This window comes from Myxococcus sp. CA051A (assembly GCF_013336705.1).
Classification (GTDB): Bacteria; Myxococcota; Myxococcia; order Myxococcales; family Myxococcaceae; genus Myxococcus; species Myxococcus llanfairpwllgwyngyllgogerychwyrndrobwllllantysiliogogogochensis.
Genome location: NZ_JABUMS010000002.1, coordinates 539706 through 557369, shown reverse-complemented (window position 1 = coordinate 557369; position 17664 = coordinate 539706). Strand labels below are relative to the sequence as shown.

The 17664-nt window shown below is 69.8% G+C and carries 11 protein-coding genes; 6 read left to right on the top strand and 5 right to left on the bottom strand.

The window, feature by feature from the left end:
* Window positions 1-21 precede the first annotated feature (21 nt).
* Window positions 22-510 (bottom strand): biopolymer transporter ExbD, encoded by a 489-nt coding sequence (locus tag HUA74_RS07700; protein WP_141642172.1) that lies wholly within the window; start codon window positions 508-510, stop codon window positions 22-24.
* A gap of 130 nt (window positions 511-640) precedes the next feature.
* The gene (locus HUA74_RS07695) at window positions 641-1381 is read right to left on the bottom strand and encodes a MotA/TolQ/ExbB proton channel family protein (protein WP_141642173.1); all 741 of its coding nucleotides are present in this window, start codon (window positions 1379-1381) and stop codon (window positions 641-643) included.
* 322 nt (window positions 1382-1703) lie between these two features.
* On the opposite strand from HUA74_RS07695, the gene HUA74_RS07690 reads away from it, so the two are divergent.
* The 3 genes from HUA74_RS07690 to HUA74_RS07680 all read left to right on the top strand — a co-directional run bounded on the left by HUA74_RS07690 (window position 1704) and on the right by HUA74_RS07680 (window position 9123).
* Window positions 1704-2591 (top strand): general secretion pathway protein GspE, encoded by an 888-nt coding sequence (locus HUA74_RS07690; protein ID WP_174454006.1) that lies wholly within the window; start codon window positions 1704-1706, stop codon window positions 2589-2591.
* Window positions 2592-2763: 172 nt separating this feature from the next.
* A complete protein-coding gene (locus HUA74_RS07685; protein WP_371817210.1) occupies window positions 2764-3930 on the top strand; it encodes a bifunctional methionine sulfoxide reductase B/A protein in 1167 nt (388 codons plus the stop codon).
* A 171-nt stretch (window positions 3931-4101) separates the two neighbouring features.
* Window positions 4102-9123, top strand: coding sequence for a hypothetical protein (locus HUA74_RS07680; protein WP_174454005.1), 5022 nt, complete (start codon window positions 4102-4104; stop codon window positions 9121-9123).
* Between the two features lie 18 nt (window positions 9124-9141).
* Here the strand turns inward: HUA74_RS07680 and HUA74_RS07675 are convergent, their stop codons facing one another.
* The 3 genes from HUA74_RS07675 to HUA74_RS07665 are packed head-to-tail and all read right to left on the bottom strand — an operon-like array spanning window position 9142 to window position 14756.
* A complete protein-coding gene (locus tag HUA74_RS07675; protein WP_174454004.1) occupies window positions 9142-11064 on the bottom strand; it encodes an ATP-binding protein in 1923 nt (640 codons plus the stop codon).
* Window positions 11054-13033: a PAS domain S-box protein gene (locus tag HUA74_RS07670; protein WP_141642178.1), complete on the bottom strand. Its 1980-nt coding sequence runs from the start codon at window positions 13031-13033 to the stop codon at window positions 11054-11056. Before HUA74_RS07670 ends, HUA74_RS07675 begins: the two co-directional genes overlap by 11 nt.
* Before the next feature lie 55 nt (window positions 13034-13088).
* Window positions 13089-14756 (bottom strand): nitrous oxide reductase family maturation protein NosD, encoded by a 1668-nt coding sequence (locus HUA74_RS07665; protein WP_174454003.1) that lies wholly within the window; start codon window positions 14754-14756, stop codon window positions 13089-13091.
* A gap of 453 nt (window positions 14757-15209) precedes the next feature.
* Between HUA74_RS07665 and HUA74_RS07660 the strand changes: the two genes are divergently transcribed.
* The 3 genes from HUA74_RS07660 to HUA74_RS07650 all read left to right on the top strand — a co-directional run bounded on the left by HUA74_RS07660 (window position 15210) and on the right by HUA74_RS07650 (window position 17664).
* Complete coding sequence (locus HUA74_RS07660; RefSeq protein ID WP_174454002.1) at window positions 15210-15959, top strand: SDR family NAD(P)-dependent oxidoreductase; 750 nt, start codon at window positions 15210-15212, stop codon at window positions 15957-15959.
* Window positions 15960-16113: 154 nt separating this feature from the next.
* Window positions 16114-17148 (top strand): M23 family metallopeptidase, encoded by a 1035-nt coding sequence (locus HUA74_RS07655; RefSeq protein ID WP_174454001.1) that lies wholly within the window; start codon window positions 16114-16116, stop codon window positions 17146-17148.
* Between the two features lie 111 nt (window positions 17149-17259).
* On the top strand, window positions 17260-17664 hold the full coding sequence (locus tag HUA74_RS07650) for a hypothetical protein (RefSeq protein ID WP_141643637.1): 405 nt from the start codon (window positions 17260-17262) through the stop codon (window positions 17662-17664).

Below are 17664 nucleotides of genomic sequence, written 5' to 3'. Positions count from 1 at the left end.
TGAGAGTGGCTCCGTGCTCGGCTAGCCCATCGCCGCGGACACCGACACCTGGGGCAACCCAGAGCCGATGCACTCGTCGATGATGCGGACCAGGTCCTCGTAACGGACCTTGTCTTCGGGCTGAAGGGTGATGGCTGTCTGGTCCGGAAGCTGCGCCTTCAACTCCTTGAAGCGCGCCACCAGCTTGGACAGGTCCGTCTTGCCCTTGCCGTCCTTGGTGAGGGGGATGGGGTCGAACGTGCTCTGGTCCGCCGACAGCCGAAGCTCCGACGGGGTGATGAGCAGCGTCAGTTGAACCGTCTTGGTCTCCGTCGGCGGCTGCTCCTCCTCCGTGGAGGGACCTCCCGCCTGGGAAACTTGAAGTCGGCCAATCTGAGTCCAGACCGCCGTCATGATGAGGAAGCTGATGGTCACTGCCATCAGGTCGATGAATGCGGTCAGGTTGATGGCGGTATCGAGCGGCTTCTTGCCACCCTTACCACCTTGCCCTGTGTCCATTCCGCCGGCCATGGCGTTCTCCTCCTACGGCCCCGCGCGGTGAAGCGCGGCAAGAGACTGAAAGGGGCGCGCCGTTGTCCCCACGCTATGTGGGGGACAGGACAGCGCGCCCGGGTTCCGGGTTCCCTCCAGGGAGCCCGACTCAGTCGTCGTGGTGGTCCCGAGCGGCGGGGACGTTCAGGTTCTTGAACTTGTCCTTGTTCGCCACGATGAGGTTCAGCACGGAGACGCTGGTCTCGTTGATGTCGTTCACCAGCGACTGGGTGCGGCCCATCAGCACGGAGAAGGCGATGAGGCACGGAATGGCCGTCACCAGCCCGAAGCCCGTGCAGTTCATGGCTTCGGAAATACCGTTGGCGAGAATGGTCGCCTTGTCGGCCGGGTTCACGTTCGCCACGGCCTCGAAGCAGGAGATGAGACCCGACACGGTGCCGAGCAGACCGGCGAGCATGGCCGCGTTGCCGAGCATCGCCAGGTAGCCACTGCGGGCCTCCAGGCGGGGCGTCTCGCGCAGGGTGGCCTCGTCCAGCGCCGCCTGCACTTCGTCCTGGCCCTTGGGGACGTTCATCAGGCCGGCCTTGATGACGCTCGTCAGCGGCGTCGACTTCTGGCCCGCCACGTAGTTGATGGCCTTGTCCAGGTCACCCGCGTAGATGTGCTTCTTGAGTCCACGGAGGAAGGCTTCCTTGTTGATGGACGCCTTGCCGAAGAGAATGATCGTGCGCTCGACCATGATGGACAGGGCCACCACGAGACAAGCGGCGATGGGATACATACCCCACTGACCGGCCTCCCAGCGCCTGGCGACCTCTTCGAAGAAGCCCCGCTCGGGACCACCAGCGTTCGCGAGCACGGCCAGATTCGTCAAAAACCCCAGGTTCATCGCGTCTTGCCTCCACGGCGGCTTGGCCCGGCGCTCCGGACCTTCCAGAACCTGTCGCCCCCCCGGGCGTGCGCCCCAGATGTATGGGCGGCAGGAATGGATGTTGAAAACGGTGGTGCCGACTTTAGGAATGGCTGTCTGGGGTGTCAAGGCAGGGGCCCTGGCGTTAAGTGCTGAAATCTCACAGGAATTTTGCGCTGGAGTACCCCTTGCCAGCATGGACTCCAGGCAGCAGTACGGGCCTTTTGGGGGGCTTCCCAAGAAGGGGGCGTTGTGTCAGCGCGCGCTTCCGAGCCCAGGGAACGCATGCTAATGCCGGCGCATGGCGAGGAAGCGCATTGGCGAGCTGCTGCTGGAGCAGCGGGCGATCAGCGTCGCCCAGCTCGAGGCGGGGCTCGCGGCCCACCGGAAGTCAGGGCAGCGGTTGGGGGCGACACTCATCGCCCAGGGAGCGATCACCGAGGCGACGCTTTCGAGCGCGCTGAGTCAGGCGCTCGGGATGCCGCAGGTGGACCTGGCGGCGGTGACTCCGGAGTGGGCGGCGGTGCACATGCTGCGCCCCCGCTTCTGCGAGCAGCACGACCTGTTCCCCATCGCACTGGAGAGCGTGGGCGGGCGGCGGCAGCTCGTCGTCGCGATGAGTGATCCACTCAACGTACCGGCGGTGGAGGAGATCGAGTTCACCACCGGACTCAAGGTGAGCGTGCGCGTGGCGGCGCTGTCCGCCGTGCGGGGCGCCATCCTGCGCTACTACCACAAGGTCCCCGTGGCTCCGGCGAGTGGCACGGCCGCGAAGCCCGCGCCGTCCGCACGCGCGCGCCCCATCGCCGCGCCCGCGGTGAAGCCCGCTGCATCGGCTCCGCCGCCTGGCGAGCCTGGCGAGGACGAGGATGAGGTCATCGTCGGCGAGGAGCTGCCGCCCGGTGAGACGACCCAGCGCACCTCGCTCGCGGAGTTGATCCGCACGCGGGAGGAGCAGCGCAAGCAGAAGCGCGAGCAGGCCGCGGCGAAGCCCAAGCCCGCGTCGGGTGGCGGGGTGCTCGACGACCTGGACTACCTCTTCGGGCAGGCCCGCGAGGACCCGGACCGCGTGGAGGAGCTGGAGCGCAAGTTCTGGGCGCTGATGCGCATCATGGCGCGCAAGGGGCTGCTGTCGAACGAGGAGTTCAGCCGCGAGCTGGACGACGAGGGCGAGGACAAGGGCGGCTGAACCGCGTCGCTCGTGCCCTGGGTGCTGGCGTGACACGGCGGGCTCGGTCGTCCGCCGGCTCGCCTGGGGTATTCGGGGGCGTGGGTGTCGTGGGCTGAAACCGACTTCGGGGCTGGCGCGTAAGGGAGGGAGAACCCCCGCGCGGCGGGCGTGTCCGGAGAGGCTCCAGCCCATGTCGTCCGTCATCGTCACCTCACGCTCTTCCCGTTCCCGTTCCTGGGGCGCGCCAGGGCGCCTGCTGTTATCCATGGCCTTCGCGGTGCTCGCGGCATGCACCCAGGCGAGCGGTGCGGCCACTGGCGGCGCGGGCACGCTCGAAGCAGGGACGCGCTCCACGGCGGGGGATTCCCGCCGCTACGAGAAGCCCGCCGACGCGGAGCTGCGACGCACCCTCTCCCCGACTGCGTACGAAGTGACGCAGAAGGAGGCGACCGAGCCACCGTTCCGCAACGCGTACTGGAACCACCACGAAGAGGGGCTCTACGTCGACGTCGTCACCGGCGAGCCGTTGTTCTCCTCGAAGGACAAGTTTGACTCCGGCACGGGCTGGCCCAGCTTCACGCGTCCGATTGACGCGGCCCACGTGGTGGAGAAGCGGGACTCGAGCCTGGGCATGGCGCGCGTCGAGGTCCGCTCGAAGGCGGGGGATTCCCACCTGGGCCACCTGTTCGACGACGGTCCCCAGCCCACGGGGCAGCGCTACTGCATCAACTCCGCGTCCCTGCGCTTCGTGCCGGTGAACGACCTGGAGAAACAAGGGTACGGCGAGTGGTTGACGCTGTTCGGCCGCAAGCCGGTGAGCGCGACGCCCGCGAAGGTCGACCTGAACAAGGCGCTCGCCGCGTCGGGGGTGACGGAGACGGCGCTGCTGGCGGGAGGTTGTTTCTGGGGGATGGAGGACCTGCTCCGCAAGATTCCGGGCGTGCTCCAGACAGACGTCGGCTACACGGGCGGCGGCCTGGAGAAGCCGACGTATCAAGACGTGAGCTCGGGACGGACGGGACACGCGGAGTCGGTGCGCGTCGTGTTCGACCCGAAGGTGTTGAGCTTCGCCACGCTGCTGGAGGACTGGTTCTTCCGCATGCACGACCCGACGACGCTCAACCGCCAGGGCAACGACGTGGGCACGCAATATCGCTCGGCCATCTTCGTGCTGTCCGACGAGCAGCGCCGCGTCGCCGAGGAAGTGAAGACCCGCGTCAACGCCTCCGGGAAGTGGAAGCGCCCTGTCGTCACCCAGGTGGTTCAAGCAGGCGAGTTCACGCCCGCCGAGAGCTACCACCAGGACTACCTCGTGAAGAATCCAGGCGGATACACCTGCCATTACATGAGGGACTGAGAAACAGGGGCCCCGGCCGAGTGATACAAGTCTCGTATCCCGGGGAAAGCGCGTGGAGGGACCCGACTCGCGACACCGAGTCGGGGCGACAGGCGTGTCTCCGAGGCACTCCGCGCACGGGGTGATGCTGACTCAAGGCAGGTGATGTGGGAGTGCGGCTATGCTGCGCGGATGATCTGCCCAGTCTGCGCGCGGTTCCGCGACAAGGCATCGGGGGGCGAGTGTCCGGAGTGTGGAGCCACCCTCCAGCCCGTCACCGAGCCGCACTTCGATGCACTCGTCAAGAAGGCCCTCTGGCGACGCATCCAGGACTGGCGAAGCGACGCACTCCTCGATGAGTCGACGGCGCTCCGACTGGAGCAGTCGCTCGACGCGATGGCGACGCCCTTCGATGCACCCTCTTCCGCGGCCGTTGTCGCCGTGGGCGTGCAGGCCGTCGGACACGACACCGTCGTGGCGGAGGCGCAACCACTGGACTCCGCCGCGCGCGTGGAGGCCTGGGCGGATGGCGTCGCCGCATCGGCGCAACGCGCGGGAGGCTGGAGCTTCTTCGGCTGGGGCGCGGCGCTCGCGCGCTCGTTGGATGAGGCCGCAAAGGAGGAGCGAGCGCAGGCGGCGCGGGGGCCGCGAGGAGACAGGGACGCGAGCGAGGACGACCTCGGCTCGGCGCTGGGCTCCGGACAGTCCCTCTTCGCCCGGGACGCCTCGGGTGCGCTCGGTGGCGGACTGGAAGCCGTCGTCGCGCTCGACGCGCAATCGGAGAACACGCCCCGGCTGAACGATTTCATCTGGTGGTTCCTCGGCGCGGTGCTGGTGCTCGGCGGCTCGCTCATGGGCGTCCGCGAGGCGTGGCGGGCGCTGGGTGGCGTGCCTCGACAGCTCCTGGTGACGGGTGCGTTGTGGGGTTACCACGCGGGCTTCATCGGGCTCGGCGTGTTCCTGTCGCGGCGCTCGATGCCCGTGGGCCGCGTCCTGTCGGGCATCGGTCTGGCGTTGCTCCCCGTGGCGTTCATCGCGCTGTCCTCGCTGGTGGCGCTGTCACCGCTCCTGGGCCTTCCCGTCGCGCTCGGGGTCGCCGCGCTGGGGATGGTGCCGTTGAGGTCCGCGGGGAGGCTGTTGCATGGCACGTCCGCGACCGCGCTCGCGGTGGCCCTGTTCCCCTCGCTGCTCGCGGGCCTGCCGCTGATGGGACTCGACGAGGCACCGTGGCTGCGTGTGCTCTGCGCCTCCACGGGCGTGGTGGCGCTCGGGGCCACGCTGTGGCGTTCGCGAAAGGAGACGTCCGCGAACACGTTGCTCGTCAGCGCGAGCGCGGCGCTCTATGGCGCGCTCTGGCTCGCGGTCTTCGCCGTGTCGAGCGGCCCCTCGGGGTTCGATGACCTGCAGCCGGGCGGCGCGTTGTTCGCGGGGATGACGCTCTGGGCGCAGGCCATCGCCACGGTCATCGCGGTGGCGGCGACCACACACTTCGCACGCGAGGCCCTTCCCCGTGCGAGCGCGGTGCTGGAGACCGTGGCGCATGCGGTGCTGGCCGCGGGCGCGCTCGCGGGAGCCATCACCGCCTTCTCCGTGGGGACCGGTGAAGACCTCCAGGTCGATGGCGCTTCGGCGCTCGCGCCGGTACTCGCCGCCGGGGTCTTCTTCCTGCTGGAGTCGCGGCGTCGGGCCCTGGTGCATCCCGGCGTCATGGCCACGCTCCTCGCGGGAGCACTGCTCGCGCGGACCCTGGCTCCGGGAGAGCCGGGCTGGTGGGTGTTCGGAGGCGCCGCGGCGGCTTCGGCGCTGATGCTCTCGGCGCGACGAAGCCAGTCCTCGATGCTGAGCATCCGGCTGCTGACGTGGAGCATCGTCAGCACGCTGGTGTCGCTGCCGCTCGTGTCCTGGATGGAGGGCGAGGGCGAAAGCTCACCGTGGCCCCGAGTCTTCACGGGCCTGGTCATCGCCGTGGCCGCGCACCTGGCGGGAGGTTGGCGCTGGCGGGGGCTGCACTACCTGGGCGGAGCCGCCGCGCTGTTCGGCGCACTGGCCTTCGTCGATGGAACCTCGTGGCTCTCGGGTGACTGGAGTCGCCTCGCGGTCTTCGCGCTCGTGAGCGCGCTGTACGGTGTCGCGGGGCTCGTGCAGTACGCGTGGGCCCAGCCGTCGTCGCCCCATGATGCGCTGTTGCCACTGGACGACGTGTCGCTGGTGATGGCCTCGGCGGGAGTGTTCCTCGCCATCGGCGTCGCGCCCGTGCCGCCGGACCTGCTGATGTCCGTCGCCGCGTTGCCGGGTGGGGTGCTCATCGCGCTTCCCACGGCGCTGGTCTCGCTGGAGTTGTTGCTGAGAGCACGCCGTGACGGCACCCGCATCGTGAGCATCATCGCGGCCACGGGCGTGGCGCTCGTCGTGTCCCAGGTGCTGGGCACCGTCTTCGACTTCGCATCGGCGCGTTCCGCGCTGGGCTCGGCGGCCGTGGCATTCGGCTTCGCGCTCTTCGCGACGCTGCGCCCGCGTCCTCCCGTCGTCGACCCGGCGGCGGCTCCTGGCGCGCTTCGCGACTTCTGGGGTCGGGGGGTGTTCGCCCTCGTCCGGTTGCCGCTCGGTGCTCGCGGGCTTTCGCTCTACACGGATGGCTTCGCCACGGCCGCGCTGGTGCAGGCCATCATCGCGACCGTCACCCTGGTCCAGTGGCTCCCCTTCCCCGCCGATGCCGAGCGCGGCACGTGCCTGCTCGCGGGCGGACTGCTCATCCTGACCGCGCTCCTGGCGTTCGGGTCGCGCGGCTTCAAGGACTGGGAGTTGCGAGGCTCGGTGGTGACGCTCGCGGCGATGGGCGGGTTCATCGCGCTGACGGCCATCATCAATCGCGCGGGCCATCCCTTGCCGCCGGATGTCGTGGCGCGGCGGCTTCCGCTCATCGGCATCGCGGTCTGGGGCATCGCACTGGCGACGAGGCGCTTCGGCCCGTGGCTGGCGAAGCGGCTGGAGCGACCCTCGCACGGCCCGCTGTACCACGCGGTGCCCCACGTGGGCGTGGCGGCGCTGGCGCTCGTGCTCTTGAAGGGCGCTGTCCTGGTCGGCCTGCCGTCCGCGTCACACGCGCTGGGAATCACGCCTCCGCTGCTGGTGCTCGGCGCGACGGTGCTGGTGCTGCTGCTCGCGACCTCGTTCCGCGCGGTGTTGCTCGCGAACCTGGGGTTGTACCTGGGGCTGGCTGGTGCCGCGCTCTGGGCCGCGAGACAGTCGCTGCTCGGGCCTTCGCTCGTCGCGCTGGCGCCGCCCGATGGCGAGTGGGTGCGCGTGGGCGCCGAGGGCTATCACTGGCTCACGGAAGCGGCGTGGCTCGCGCCCGGCGACAGCGTATTCCTCCTGTGGCAGCGAGCCTTCGCGGGCATCGCCGCCGCGGGGCTCGTCTATGCCGTGGCGTCGCTCAGGGGTCTGCCCGAGCAGTTCCGACACCTGCTGCATCGTCGCTCCGTCACGGCGGTGTGGCTGGTGGGGCTCGCGGCGCTCTTCCAGCCCGGGCTCACCGCGGCGGGCCTCGTCTGCGCGACGGGGGTGGTGTTGTTCGTCGGTGGAGCCCGAGCGCAGGGGCGCGGTGTGCTGGGCGCGAGCATCCTCCTCTTGGTGCATGCGTTGGCGCACCGGGTGGAAGTCTTCGAGGTGTGGCCGGGCCCCGTGCTCGCGCTGGTGGGGCTCGCGGTGGTGGCGGTGGGCCCGTGGATTGCGCACAAGCGCGGCCTGTCCGAGGGCGCGACGCGCGTCCGCATCCAGCAGGCGATGGCCGTCTATCTCATCGCCGCGACGGTGTACGCGCTGGCGGTGAACGGCACCACGTCGTCGACGCTCGCGGCGCTCAACCTGCTCGGGGAGATGTTCATCGGGCTGGGTGGCAACTGGATGGTGTCGCCAGCCTTCCCGGTGACGCTGTGGCTCATCGCCGCCTCGCTGCTGGTGGCGGCGTTCCGGTGGAAGGGAGCGTTCGCGTCGCTCATGGCGTCAGCCGGCACCTGGGTGGCGGGCAGCGCGGTGCTGGCTTCGTTCATGGCCGGGTTCACGATTCGCGCGAGCCTCAACGGCCCCTGGCTGCGCTATGGGGACCTCTTCATCGTCCACGGCGCGGTGCTGGCCCTGGCGTCCGCGGGGGCCGTGGTGGCCCTGCAGACCGCGCAGCGGTGGACGCGAGCGCGCCGGGCGGACGTCGCGGTGGGGATGACGTGGGGGCGGGACGCGTGGCTCGTGGCGACGGGGGTGATGCTCGCCGCGCTGGCGGTGAGCGGCAATGCGCCGCAGGAGTCGCTGACGACGGCCATCGCGGCCATCGGGCTGGCGGTGCTGGTGGCGCTGCACTGCGCCTGGGTGGAGCACACCGGACGGCACGTGTACTTCGTGCAGCTCGCGGTGGTGGGCGTCTACGCGCTGGTGCGCAGCCTGTATGCACCGGGCCTGAAGGCCGAGCATGACGCCCTCTTCGCGCTGGCGCTGGGCTTCACGCTCGTCGGGGTGACGGTGATGGCGCGACGGGCGGGGGTGCGTCCGGTGGAGGCGGCGACCCGTCGCTTCGCGGCGCTGCTGCCCATTGGAATGGCGTTCGTGCTGCCGGGCGAGGCGACGCAGGAGGCGGCGTTGCTCGCGGGTGGCTCGGGGCTCCTGTACGCGGCGCTGGGGGCGGTGGAGCGCAGCCGGATGTTCGGCGCCTTCGCGGCGGCGGCGTGCAACCTGGCGCTGCTCATCGCCGCGCTGGCCTTCGGGCTGGAGGGGCTGGAAATCTATCTGGCGCCGCTGGGCTTGTTGCTGCTGATGCTGGGACAGCTCTTCACGGGGAGCCTGCCGCACGCGGCGCGCAACACGGTGCGGATTCTGGGAGGCCTGCTGCTGTACGTGCCCGCGGCGGCGAAGCTGGCGATGCGGGTGGGCGAGTCACCGGACGGCACGTATGCGCTCATCTTCGGCGGCGTCTGCCTGCTGGGCGTCGCGGTGGGGATGGCGTTGCAGATTCGCGCGTACCTCGCGCTGGGCACGCTGTTCCTCACGCTGGACGTGGTGGCCAACCTGCTCGACGCGGGCCTGAGGGACCACCGCATCGGATTCCTGGTGATGACGCTCACCGGCCTCACCGTCATCGGCGGGCGCGTCCTGACGACCCTGAAGCGCCAGGAATGGGACCTGCTCATGCGAAGGGTGCGCGTGCAGCTCCGGGGATGGGACTGACCGGACGCCTCGCCGCTGTCAGTCCACCGACAGCGGCAGTCGCACGGAGAAGGTGGTGCCCGCGCCCACGGTGCTCGTCACCGTGAGTCGGCCGCCGTGGTTCTCCACGATGCCCTGGCAGATGGAGAGCCCCAGGCCCGTGCCCTTGCCCTCCGGCTTCGTGGTGAAGAAGGGCTCGAAGATGCGCTGGAGGTGCTTGGGGTCGATTCCCGTCCCCGAGTCCCTCACCGACACCACCGCCTCCTGACCCTCGCGCCGCGTCGTCAGGAACACCGCGCCGCCCGGCTGCATCGCATGGCACGCGTTGGTGATGAGGTTGACGAACACCTGCACCAGGTTGGCGCGCACGGCCGACAGCGGCGGCAGCTCCGTGTACTCCCGGTGCACGCTGACGCGCGCCTGCGCCACCACGTGCTCACAGAAGCCCACCGCCATGTCCACCACGGCGTTGAGCTGTACCCGCTCCGGCCTGTCCTGCGCCGGCCGCGCGTAGCTGACCAAATCCCTGGTGAAGCGAAGGATGCGGTGGCTGCTCTCCAGAATCTTCCGCAGCTTCTCCTGGTCCGCGGGATTCGCCCCCGGCGTCGTCCGCGAGCGCTGGAGCAGCGCGTCCGCGTACGTGGCCACCGCCGTCATCGGGTTGTTGATTTCATGCACCACGCTGGCCGCGAGCTGACCGATGGACGCGAGCTTCTCCGCGTGGATGATGCGCTTCTCCAGCTCCTTCACCACCGTGATGTCCTGGCCGATGGCGATGACGCCGTCCACCTCGCCATGGTGCGCAAGCCTCGAGGACGTGGCGAACGACACCCGCACCTCGTTGCCGTCGCGCGACAGCAGCCGCGTCTCGAAGCTGTTCACCGACTCACCGCGAAGCGCGGCGGCGATGACCTGGGACAGCCGCAGGTGCTCGTTCTCCGGCACCAGCCAGAAGAGGTCCTTGCCCAGCACGTCTTCCTTCCGGAAGCCCGTCAGCGCGCTGAGCGCCTGGTTGAACACCACCACCTGCTGCTCCCGGTTGGCGACGAGGATGAGCGCGTTCGCCTTCTCCAGCAGGTCCTCCAGGTACTTGCGCACGAACGTCAGCTCGTCGATGAGCTTCGCGTTCTTCACCGCCACCGCCACCTGGCTGGCGAGCTGGAGCAACACGCGCTCGTCGTGCTGGATGTCCGCGTCCAGCCCCTCCGGATACTCCATGTTGATGGCGCCGAAGAGCTGCCCGCTCGCCACCAGCGGCGCGCTCACGCCGTGCGTGCTGCCCAGGAACAGGAGCGGCACCTCGCTCAGCACCGTCACCCGGCCCGTCGTCGGCAGCGTCGAGCGTCCCAGGTTCAGCTTCTCCACCGCGCGCTGCAACAGCACCAGCGGCTCGTGCGCGCCTTCCTTCATCCGGCCTTCCGCGTAGAGCGACGTCAGCCCGCCGGTGCGCGAGTCGGTGATGCGGATGCAGAACGAGCGCCCGGGGAACAGCTCCTTCACCCCGCGCGCCACCGCCGCCACCAGCTCCTCCTCGCCGCCGACCTCCGCCACGCTGCGGCCCAAATCCAGCAGCACGCCTTCGGTGCGCGCCTGCTCCAGCAGCGCCCGCTCCGCCATCACCAGCCGGCTGCGCGCCAGCTCCGGGTCGTTCCGGGCCCGTACGGCCACCACGTCACCCCGGCGCGACATCGTCAGCACGGCGCCCGGCTTGCCCGCGAGCGGCAGCTCCATGTCGCAGCTGGAGCCATCCACGGGCACGGCCGCCACCGCCAACGCGCGCGCGACATCCTCCACCGTCGCCTGGTGGTCCGCGCAGAAGCGATGGAAGGCCTCGTTGACCGCCACCAGCCGCAGCATCGGGTCACACAGGGCCGCGGGGGCGTCGAGCGCCTCGAAGAAGGCCTGGAACGACTCGGGGCCCGGGCCGCCGGGGATTCGCACGGCGCGGGTGTCAGTCTTCATGGGAGGTCGCCTTGTCCAGGTCGAGAATCTGCTGCTCCCCCATGTACGCCTTCGTCTCGTAGCGGGTGATCTTCCCAATCTTCCGGACGATCTCCGCCATGCGCTCCGCCTCGCGGTAGATGATGTCCACCGGCTTCCAGGCGAAGTCCTCTTCCTTCAGCTTGCGCTTGAGCAGCTCCGCGTAGCCCATCACCGACGTGAGGGGCTGGTTGAGCTCATGCGCCGCGGTGCCGGCGAGCGCGACGATGACGGCGCTCTTCTCGCTCTCCTCCAGCCGCGTCTCCGCGTCCGACAGCTTGCGCTCCAGCTTCATCCGGTCGCGCATGTCCGTGAAGATGCCGACGCTGAAGACCTCGCGCCCGCCCTCGTACACGAGCGACGCCGTCATGTTGACCGGCACCCGCTCTCCGGCGCGGTTCACCAGCTCCTCGCGCGTGAGCGACATGCGACCCTTGCCACCGTGCTCCGGCCCTCGGAGCGTGGACATGATTCGCCGCGCGACGCCCTGGGGATAGAGCTGCTCCACGGTGACGCCCGCCATCGCCTCCTGCGCGGTGTAGCCCACCAGTGCCTCCGCGCCCTTGTTGAAGAGGATGATGCGCCCCTTCAGGTCGGCGGCGATGATGGCGTCCACCGACGAGTCGATGAGCCGCTCCAGGAAGTCCTTCGTCTGGCGCAGCTCGTCCTCCAGCCGCCGCGCGTCGGTGACGTCGCGGAACGACAGGATGGTGGCCGCGTCCTCGTCACGCAGCGGCGCGGCGGACATGGACAGCGTCAGCCGCCGCCCCGTCGCCGTGCGCACCTCCACGTCCACGCCCGAGCGCGCCTCGCCTCGCGACGCCGCCGTCACCAGCTCCATCAGCACGCCGTCATCCACCGGCTGCGTCACCTGATGCAGATGCCGCCCCCGAGCCTCGGGCGCCGGCAGGTCCAGCATCGCCGCGCCGGAAGGATTCAGGGACAGCACGCTCGCCTTGTCGTCGAGGATGGCCACGCCCTCGCTGACGTGCGCGAAGAAGAGCTGGTAGGGCTTGAAGGAGGCCGCCTGCTCCTCGGCGGCCAGACGCGCCGTCTTCTCCGCCTCCGTCTGCCCCCTCACCGACTGGAGCACCGAGGCGTTGCGCAGCGCCACCGCCGTGGCATGCGCCACCGTGGTGAGGAAGTCGATTTCCCGCGAGGTGAACGTGCGACGACGCCCCGCCGCGCGCAGCAGCAGCACGCCTCGCACCTGCCCCCGGATGGGCAGGGGCAGCGCGGCGATGGCGTGGATGCCGCGCGCCGCCACGGCCCTGCGCTCCACGTCGCCCAGCAGCGGATGCGTGGGTGCCTCCTCCATCACCACCGGACGACCCGTGCGCATGACTTCGCGGATCTCCGGGTAGCGCGACAGCTCGATGCGCAGGTCCTTGAGCGTCGGGTCATCGCTGGCCGCGACGATGACGCCCTCATCCGCGTTGCGACCGAGCATCACCAGCGTGGCGCGCGCGATGTCCAGCTTCTCCGCCAGCCGGCGGGTGACACCGTGCAGCAGCGCCTCCACGTCGGACGTCTCCGCGTAGTCCGCCGTCAGCTCCAGGAGGAGCGCCAGGTCTTCCTGACCGCGCTCCTGTCCCTCGCGCTCCAGGTGACGCCCGGCGGCGCGGTGGAGCCGGAAGACCAGCTCGTGCGGCGACACCGGGATGGTGAGCACGTCCGCGGGCCTCAGGGGCTCCGCGGCGGAGAAGCCCTGCTCGGTCGGTTCCACCAGCGCCACCAGCGTGATGTGCGAGGCGCGAGGTGAGTCGAGCAGGGTGCGAAGCGCGGGGCCACTGTCTGGCGAGGTGAGGTCCACCAGCGCCAGCGCGGCCCCCTCCACGCCATCCACCACGCGGAGACCCGCACGCGCGGCAGCGGCCGCGAGCAGCTCACGTGCGGGTGAGGCCGGAGGCACCAGGGTGATGCCGAGAGCGAATTCCAGCGAAGACGGCACGTGGAGGGTCGGGGCGGAAGGGGGGAGCGGAGCCCACTCTACACGCCCCGCCGCCTCAGGGGCAGTCCGACTCGAATGCCCCCAGGTCCGGGGCCGCGCCGCAGAAGGTCAGTCCCAACCCCAGGCCCGCGTTGCGACCCGCGGAGCCCGACCCCAGCCTGAAGTCCCCGGTGTCGATGTTGACGAACCCCGGCGACTTCTCCAACGAGCGTTTGTCCAGCCCGCTGCGAGAGCGCCACTCCGTGAGGTTCACGCTCTCTCCATTCAGCAAGAAGGAGATGGAACCGGAGGAGCGGAACAAGAGGTTGCCATCCATCACCGTGCCGGAGCGAGCAGCCCCCGCGCGCGCGGAGACGCCACAGCCGGCGAAGACGTTGTTGCGCACGTCCAGGCCGGCGCTCGGCCCCGTGTCGCCGTGGCCGAAGGTGAGACAGGGCCCGGGCATGTTCCACACCGTGTTGTGCTGCACCTTCACGTCGGTGGACGTGTCCACGCGGATGCCACCGCCGTCCTCGCTCCCACCCAGGCCATCCCGGATGAGGTTGCGACGGATGATGATGCGGGTGGGCGGCCCGTTCACCCGGTTGCCACCGATGTTGATGGCCCGGCCGTTCCCGTAGAAGACGTTGTCCTCCAGGGTGACATCCGACGCGGACAGGTGGACGACGACCCCCTCGCCGCGCGACGTGGACGTGGCCTTGTGGCCCCAGATGATGTTGCCGCGAAGGGTGACGTGCGTGCAGGTCTTCACATCCACGCCGTTCTCCCGGTTCTCGTGCAGCTCGTTGTCCTCCACGAGCAGGTTGTCGAAGGGCGTGCCGGACACGGTGGCTCCGGCCTCCGGGCCGATGCACTGCACCGCGTCGCCAGAGTTGTGATGGATGTCATTGCCGCGCACCACCACGTTCTTCGACGTGGTCTGCACGATGATGCCGTGGCTGTCGCTGCCGCCCCGGCTGAAGTTCGAAATCGTGTTGCCCTCGATGAGGATGTCGTGGGCCTTCTCCGACACGTTGAGCCCCGCGCCCGCCGTGCCATTCTTCGCCACGCAGTCGCGCAGCACGCCGTGGTGCGCGGCGGTGCCTCGCCACAGCACCGCGAAGGCAGCGGAGCCCGCGGCATCCAGCGTGAGCCCCTCGACGCGCCAGTACGCGCCGCGCACGTCCACCAGCGCGGACTCGCCGCCAGGCTTCACCACGGGCGCGCTGCCCGGCGCGGCCTTCACCGTGAGCGGCTTCGCCTCCGTGCCACCGCGCTCCTCCAGCTTGAGGCGCTCCGCGTACGTGCCCGTCTTCAGATAGATGGCCTCGCCCGGCGCGATGAGCGTCAGCGCCCGCGTCACCGTGCGCAGCGGCGAGCTCTCCGTGCCGGAGGCGCTGTCACTGCCCGACGGCGCCACCCAGAGGATGCGCGTGTAGGTCGGCTTCGGCGGCTCCGGAACAGGCTCGGGCTCGGGCTCGGGTTCCGGAGTGGGGGTGGGCTCCGGGTCGGGCGTCGGCGTGGGCTCCGAGGGCTGCTCGGATTCATCCGGCTCCGTCGGTGTCGGCGCGGGAGTCGTGGGTGTCGTGGGGGATGGCGCGGGCGGGTTGCCCGTCGAGGGCGCCTCATCGGTGGACGGACGTGAGCCCGTGGTCTGGGTCAGCTCGCTCGTGCCATTGCAGGCAAGCAGGGCAAGCAAGGCAGCGGAGCAGTAGGCCGTCAGCAGCGGTGAGCGTTGGCGCATCCTGTCAGACTCCATGTATGGGTCGCGGCGTATGGGGCGCTCGCGAGGACGGCCGCCAATCGGGGCGCGCGTCCTGTTCATTCCCCGACCCGATGGCAACCCAGACTCGCCAGGCCGCAGGGCAAGAAGGCAGGAAATGGGATTTCGCGCGGTTACGTTGAGCGCGAAGAAGTCAGGCTGATGCGCGCGGTCCCGCTCATTCGCCCTGCTGCCTGTACAGGTGTGCGGATGAAGGCGGTTTCATTCCCGACGCGGGTGGGCGGGACTTCACTCGGAGAGAAGGTCACTCCGAGCGGGAGCATGCGGACGGGGGCGCGCCGAGAAGGCGTCTCCGACGAGCTGTGGACTGTCGGGTCGGCTCTGGGGGCACCGCGCGGCGAGGGCCTTTCCCCGTGCGCGGGCCGGGGCCTCGTGCCATTTAGCGCGCGAGGCATCGCATCCAAAGGGAACGCCATGAACGTGCTGGTTACGGGAGCCACGGCCGGGTTCGGCCTGGCCATCGCGCGCCGCTTCATCCAGGAGGGTGCGCGGGTCATCGCCACCGGGCGGAGGACGGAGCTGCTGGAGAAGCTGCGCGCGGAGCTGGGTGAGCGGCTGCTGCCGGTGACGCTCGACGTGACGGAGCGCGAGGCGATGGCGCGGGTGCTCGGCGCGCTGCCGGCGGACTTCGCCGAGGTGGACGTGCTGGTCAACAACGCGGGGCTGGCGCTGGGGTTGGAAGCGGCGCAGTCGGCGCACCTCGACGACTGGGAGGTGATGGTCGACACGAACGTGAAGGGGCTCATGTACTGCACGCACGCGGTGCTGCCCGGCATGGTGGCGCGCAACCGGGGCCACATCATCAACATGGGCTCGGTGGCGGCGGACTATCCGTACCCGGGTGGCAACGTGTACGGCGCGACGAAGGCCTTCGTGCAGCAGTTCAGCCTCAACCTGCGCGCGGACCTGCTGGGCACGGCCGTGCGCGTGACGGACATCGAGCCAGGGCTCGTGGGCGGCACGGAGTTCTCCAACATCCGGTTCAAGGGCGACGCCGCTCGGGCCGCGGCCCCCTACGCCAACACGCAGCCGCTGACGCCCGAGGACATCGCGGACGCGGTGCACTGGGTGGTGTCGCGACCGGCGCACGTGAACATCAACGTCATGTCACTGATGCCGGTGACCCAGGCCTTCGGGCCGCTCGCGGTGAAGCGACAGGGCTGAGTGAGCCACACGGTGGGCACCCGACGGGGTGCCCGCCCGCTCCACTGCCTGGTGGCGTCACACCCCGGCCCACCGCAACTCCAAGGAGGGAGAAGCCTCGCGCTCCCCGCCGGAGTCCCGGCGGGCCGATGTTCGCGAGGCAGGGGGAAGCGCGATGAAGCGCTACGGCACGACCTGGTCCATCATCCTCGCGGTCTTCGGCGTGTATGGGCTGGTGATGTTCGGGGTGTCCTTCGCGGGCCTGACGGGAGAGACACCCATGGTGCTCTCCTCGGTGCTGGGCCTGCTCGTCTGGGCCGCCTTCGTGGCCCTGGTCATCCACGCGTTGCGCTTCACGCTGCCCGTGGCCAAGGGGAGCGACGACAAGGTCGACGAGAGCCTGCGCTGGACATCCCGGACCTTGCTGGCGGCGGCCATCGCATCGCTCTTCACCGCCGTCGCGCTCGCGCCGGGAGCGTTCGCCGCGTGCGGCCCCACGTTCCTGGCGAACCTCTACCACTGGGGCGGGATTGTCGGCAGCATCGCCGCCTTCGCCTTCTGGTTCGCCTTCCCGCACATCGCGCGCGGCATGCTCGAGGAGCGCGCGGCGAAGGTGGAGTTGCACCGGGTGCGCAACATCGTGCTCACGGGCGCCGTCGTCTACGGCCTCATCGGAGTGTTCTGGCTCGGCGCGTGGTTGGTGCTGCGCGGCTCCATCGACTCCGGCGAGTACCCCAGCTCGACGAGTTCGCCCTACCGGCTGCCCTACCCCGAGGGAGACCGCTCCTGGGTCATCCAGGGCAACAACTCCCACCTGAACCACAACGACGACGAGGAATACGCCTGGGACTTCCGTCGACAGTGCGGCACCCCGGTGCTGGCGGCGCGCGCGGGCACGGTGTCGCGCGTGGTGGACACGAACAGCGGCAACGGCGGCGACAAGCCGAACAACCGCATCGAAGTCGAACACGGCGACGGCACGGTGGGCCGCTACTTCCACATCTCGAAGGGCACCGCGAAGGTGGGCGTGGGCGACACGGTGAGCCAGGGACAGCAGCTCGCGGAGGTGGGCAACGTGGGCAACAGCCTCACCGGCCACATCCACTTCGATGTGGAGAAGGGCGGCGACAGCATCCCCGTCACCTTCAACAACGTGGACGAGGACAAGGGCATCCCCCGGACCTTCGAGGGCTACGCCTCCACGAAGTAGCGGGCGCCACGTGACGCGGTGCTTCCCCGCCCGCCTCAAACATGAACCGTCATTCACTTTTTGGACAGGGTCCCCTGCGTCCCCGGCGCGGCTTGGGTTAACGTCGCGGGCATGAGCGACTCGGACCGCCCGCCTCCACCCAGGGGACTCCTCGCCCGGGGATTGAAGCTCCTGGGCCACCTCACCCATCCGGAGACTCGAACGGGCCAGGTGTTCACCCGCGCCGAGCAGCGCCTCACCCGTGTCCTCACCCGCGTCTCCGAGAGCCCCACCTACCTGCGCGCCAGCGGCACCGTGCTGCGCCAGGGCCTCAACGCCCGCATCCGCCGCAACAGCTTCGTGGAGAGCGCGCTGCACACGCTGCGCCTGCCCACGACGTCCGAGGTGGAGAGCCTCCGCGACCAGCTGCGCCGCGTGAATGACCAGGTCGAGGCGCTCGGCTCCCAGCTCGAGGTGGTGGTGGACCTGCTCCATCGCCAGGAGTCCGACAGCCCTCCCACCAAGCCCGGCGCCTGA

Bases quoted from the DNA above. Each gene is read 5' to 3' on its own strand.
- HUA74_RS07675 (WP_174454004.1), bottom strand. From the start codon at position 11,064: ATGAAGACTGACACCCGCGCCGTGCGAATCCCCGGCGGCCCGGGCCCC.
- HUA74_RS07700 (WP_141642172.1), bottom strand. From the start codon at position 510: ATGGCCGGCGGAATGGACACAGGGCAAGGTGGTAAGGGTGGCAAGAAG.
- HUA74_RS07665 (WP_174454003.1), bottom strand. From the start codon at position 14,756: ATGCGCCAACGCTCACCGCTGCTGACGGCCTACTGCTCCGCTGCCTTG.
- HUA74_RS07660 (WP_174454002.1), top strand. From the start codon at position 15,210: ATGAACGTGCTGGTTACGGGAGCCACGGCCGGGTTCGGCCTGGCCATC.
- HUA74_RS07655 (WP_174454001.1), top strand. From the start codon at position 16,114: ATGAAGCGCTACGGCACGACCTGGTCCATCATCCTCGCGGTCTTCGGC.
- HUA74_RS07695 (WP_141642173.1), bottom strand. From the start codon at position 1,381: ATGAACCTGGGGTTTTTGACGAATCTGGCCGTGCTCGCGAACGCTGGT.
- HUA74_RS07680 (WP_174454005.1), top strand. From the start codon at position 4,102: ATGATCTGCCCAGTCTGCGCGCGGTTCCGCGACAAGGCATCGGGGGGC.
- HUA74_RS07685 (WP_371817210.1), top strand. From the start codon at position 2,764: ATGTCGTCCGTCATCGTCACCTCACGCTCTTCCCGTTCCCGTTCCTGG.
- HUA74_RS07650 (WP_141643637.1), top strand. From the start codon at position 17,260: ATGAGCGACTCGGACCGCCCGCCTCCACCCAGGGGACTCCTCGCCCGG.
- HUA74_RS07690 (WP_174454006.1), top strand. From the start codon at position 1,704: ATGGCGAGGAAGCGCATTGGCGAGCTGCTGCTGGAGCAGCGGGCGATC.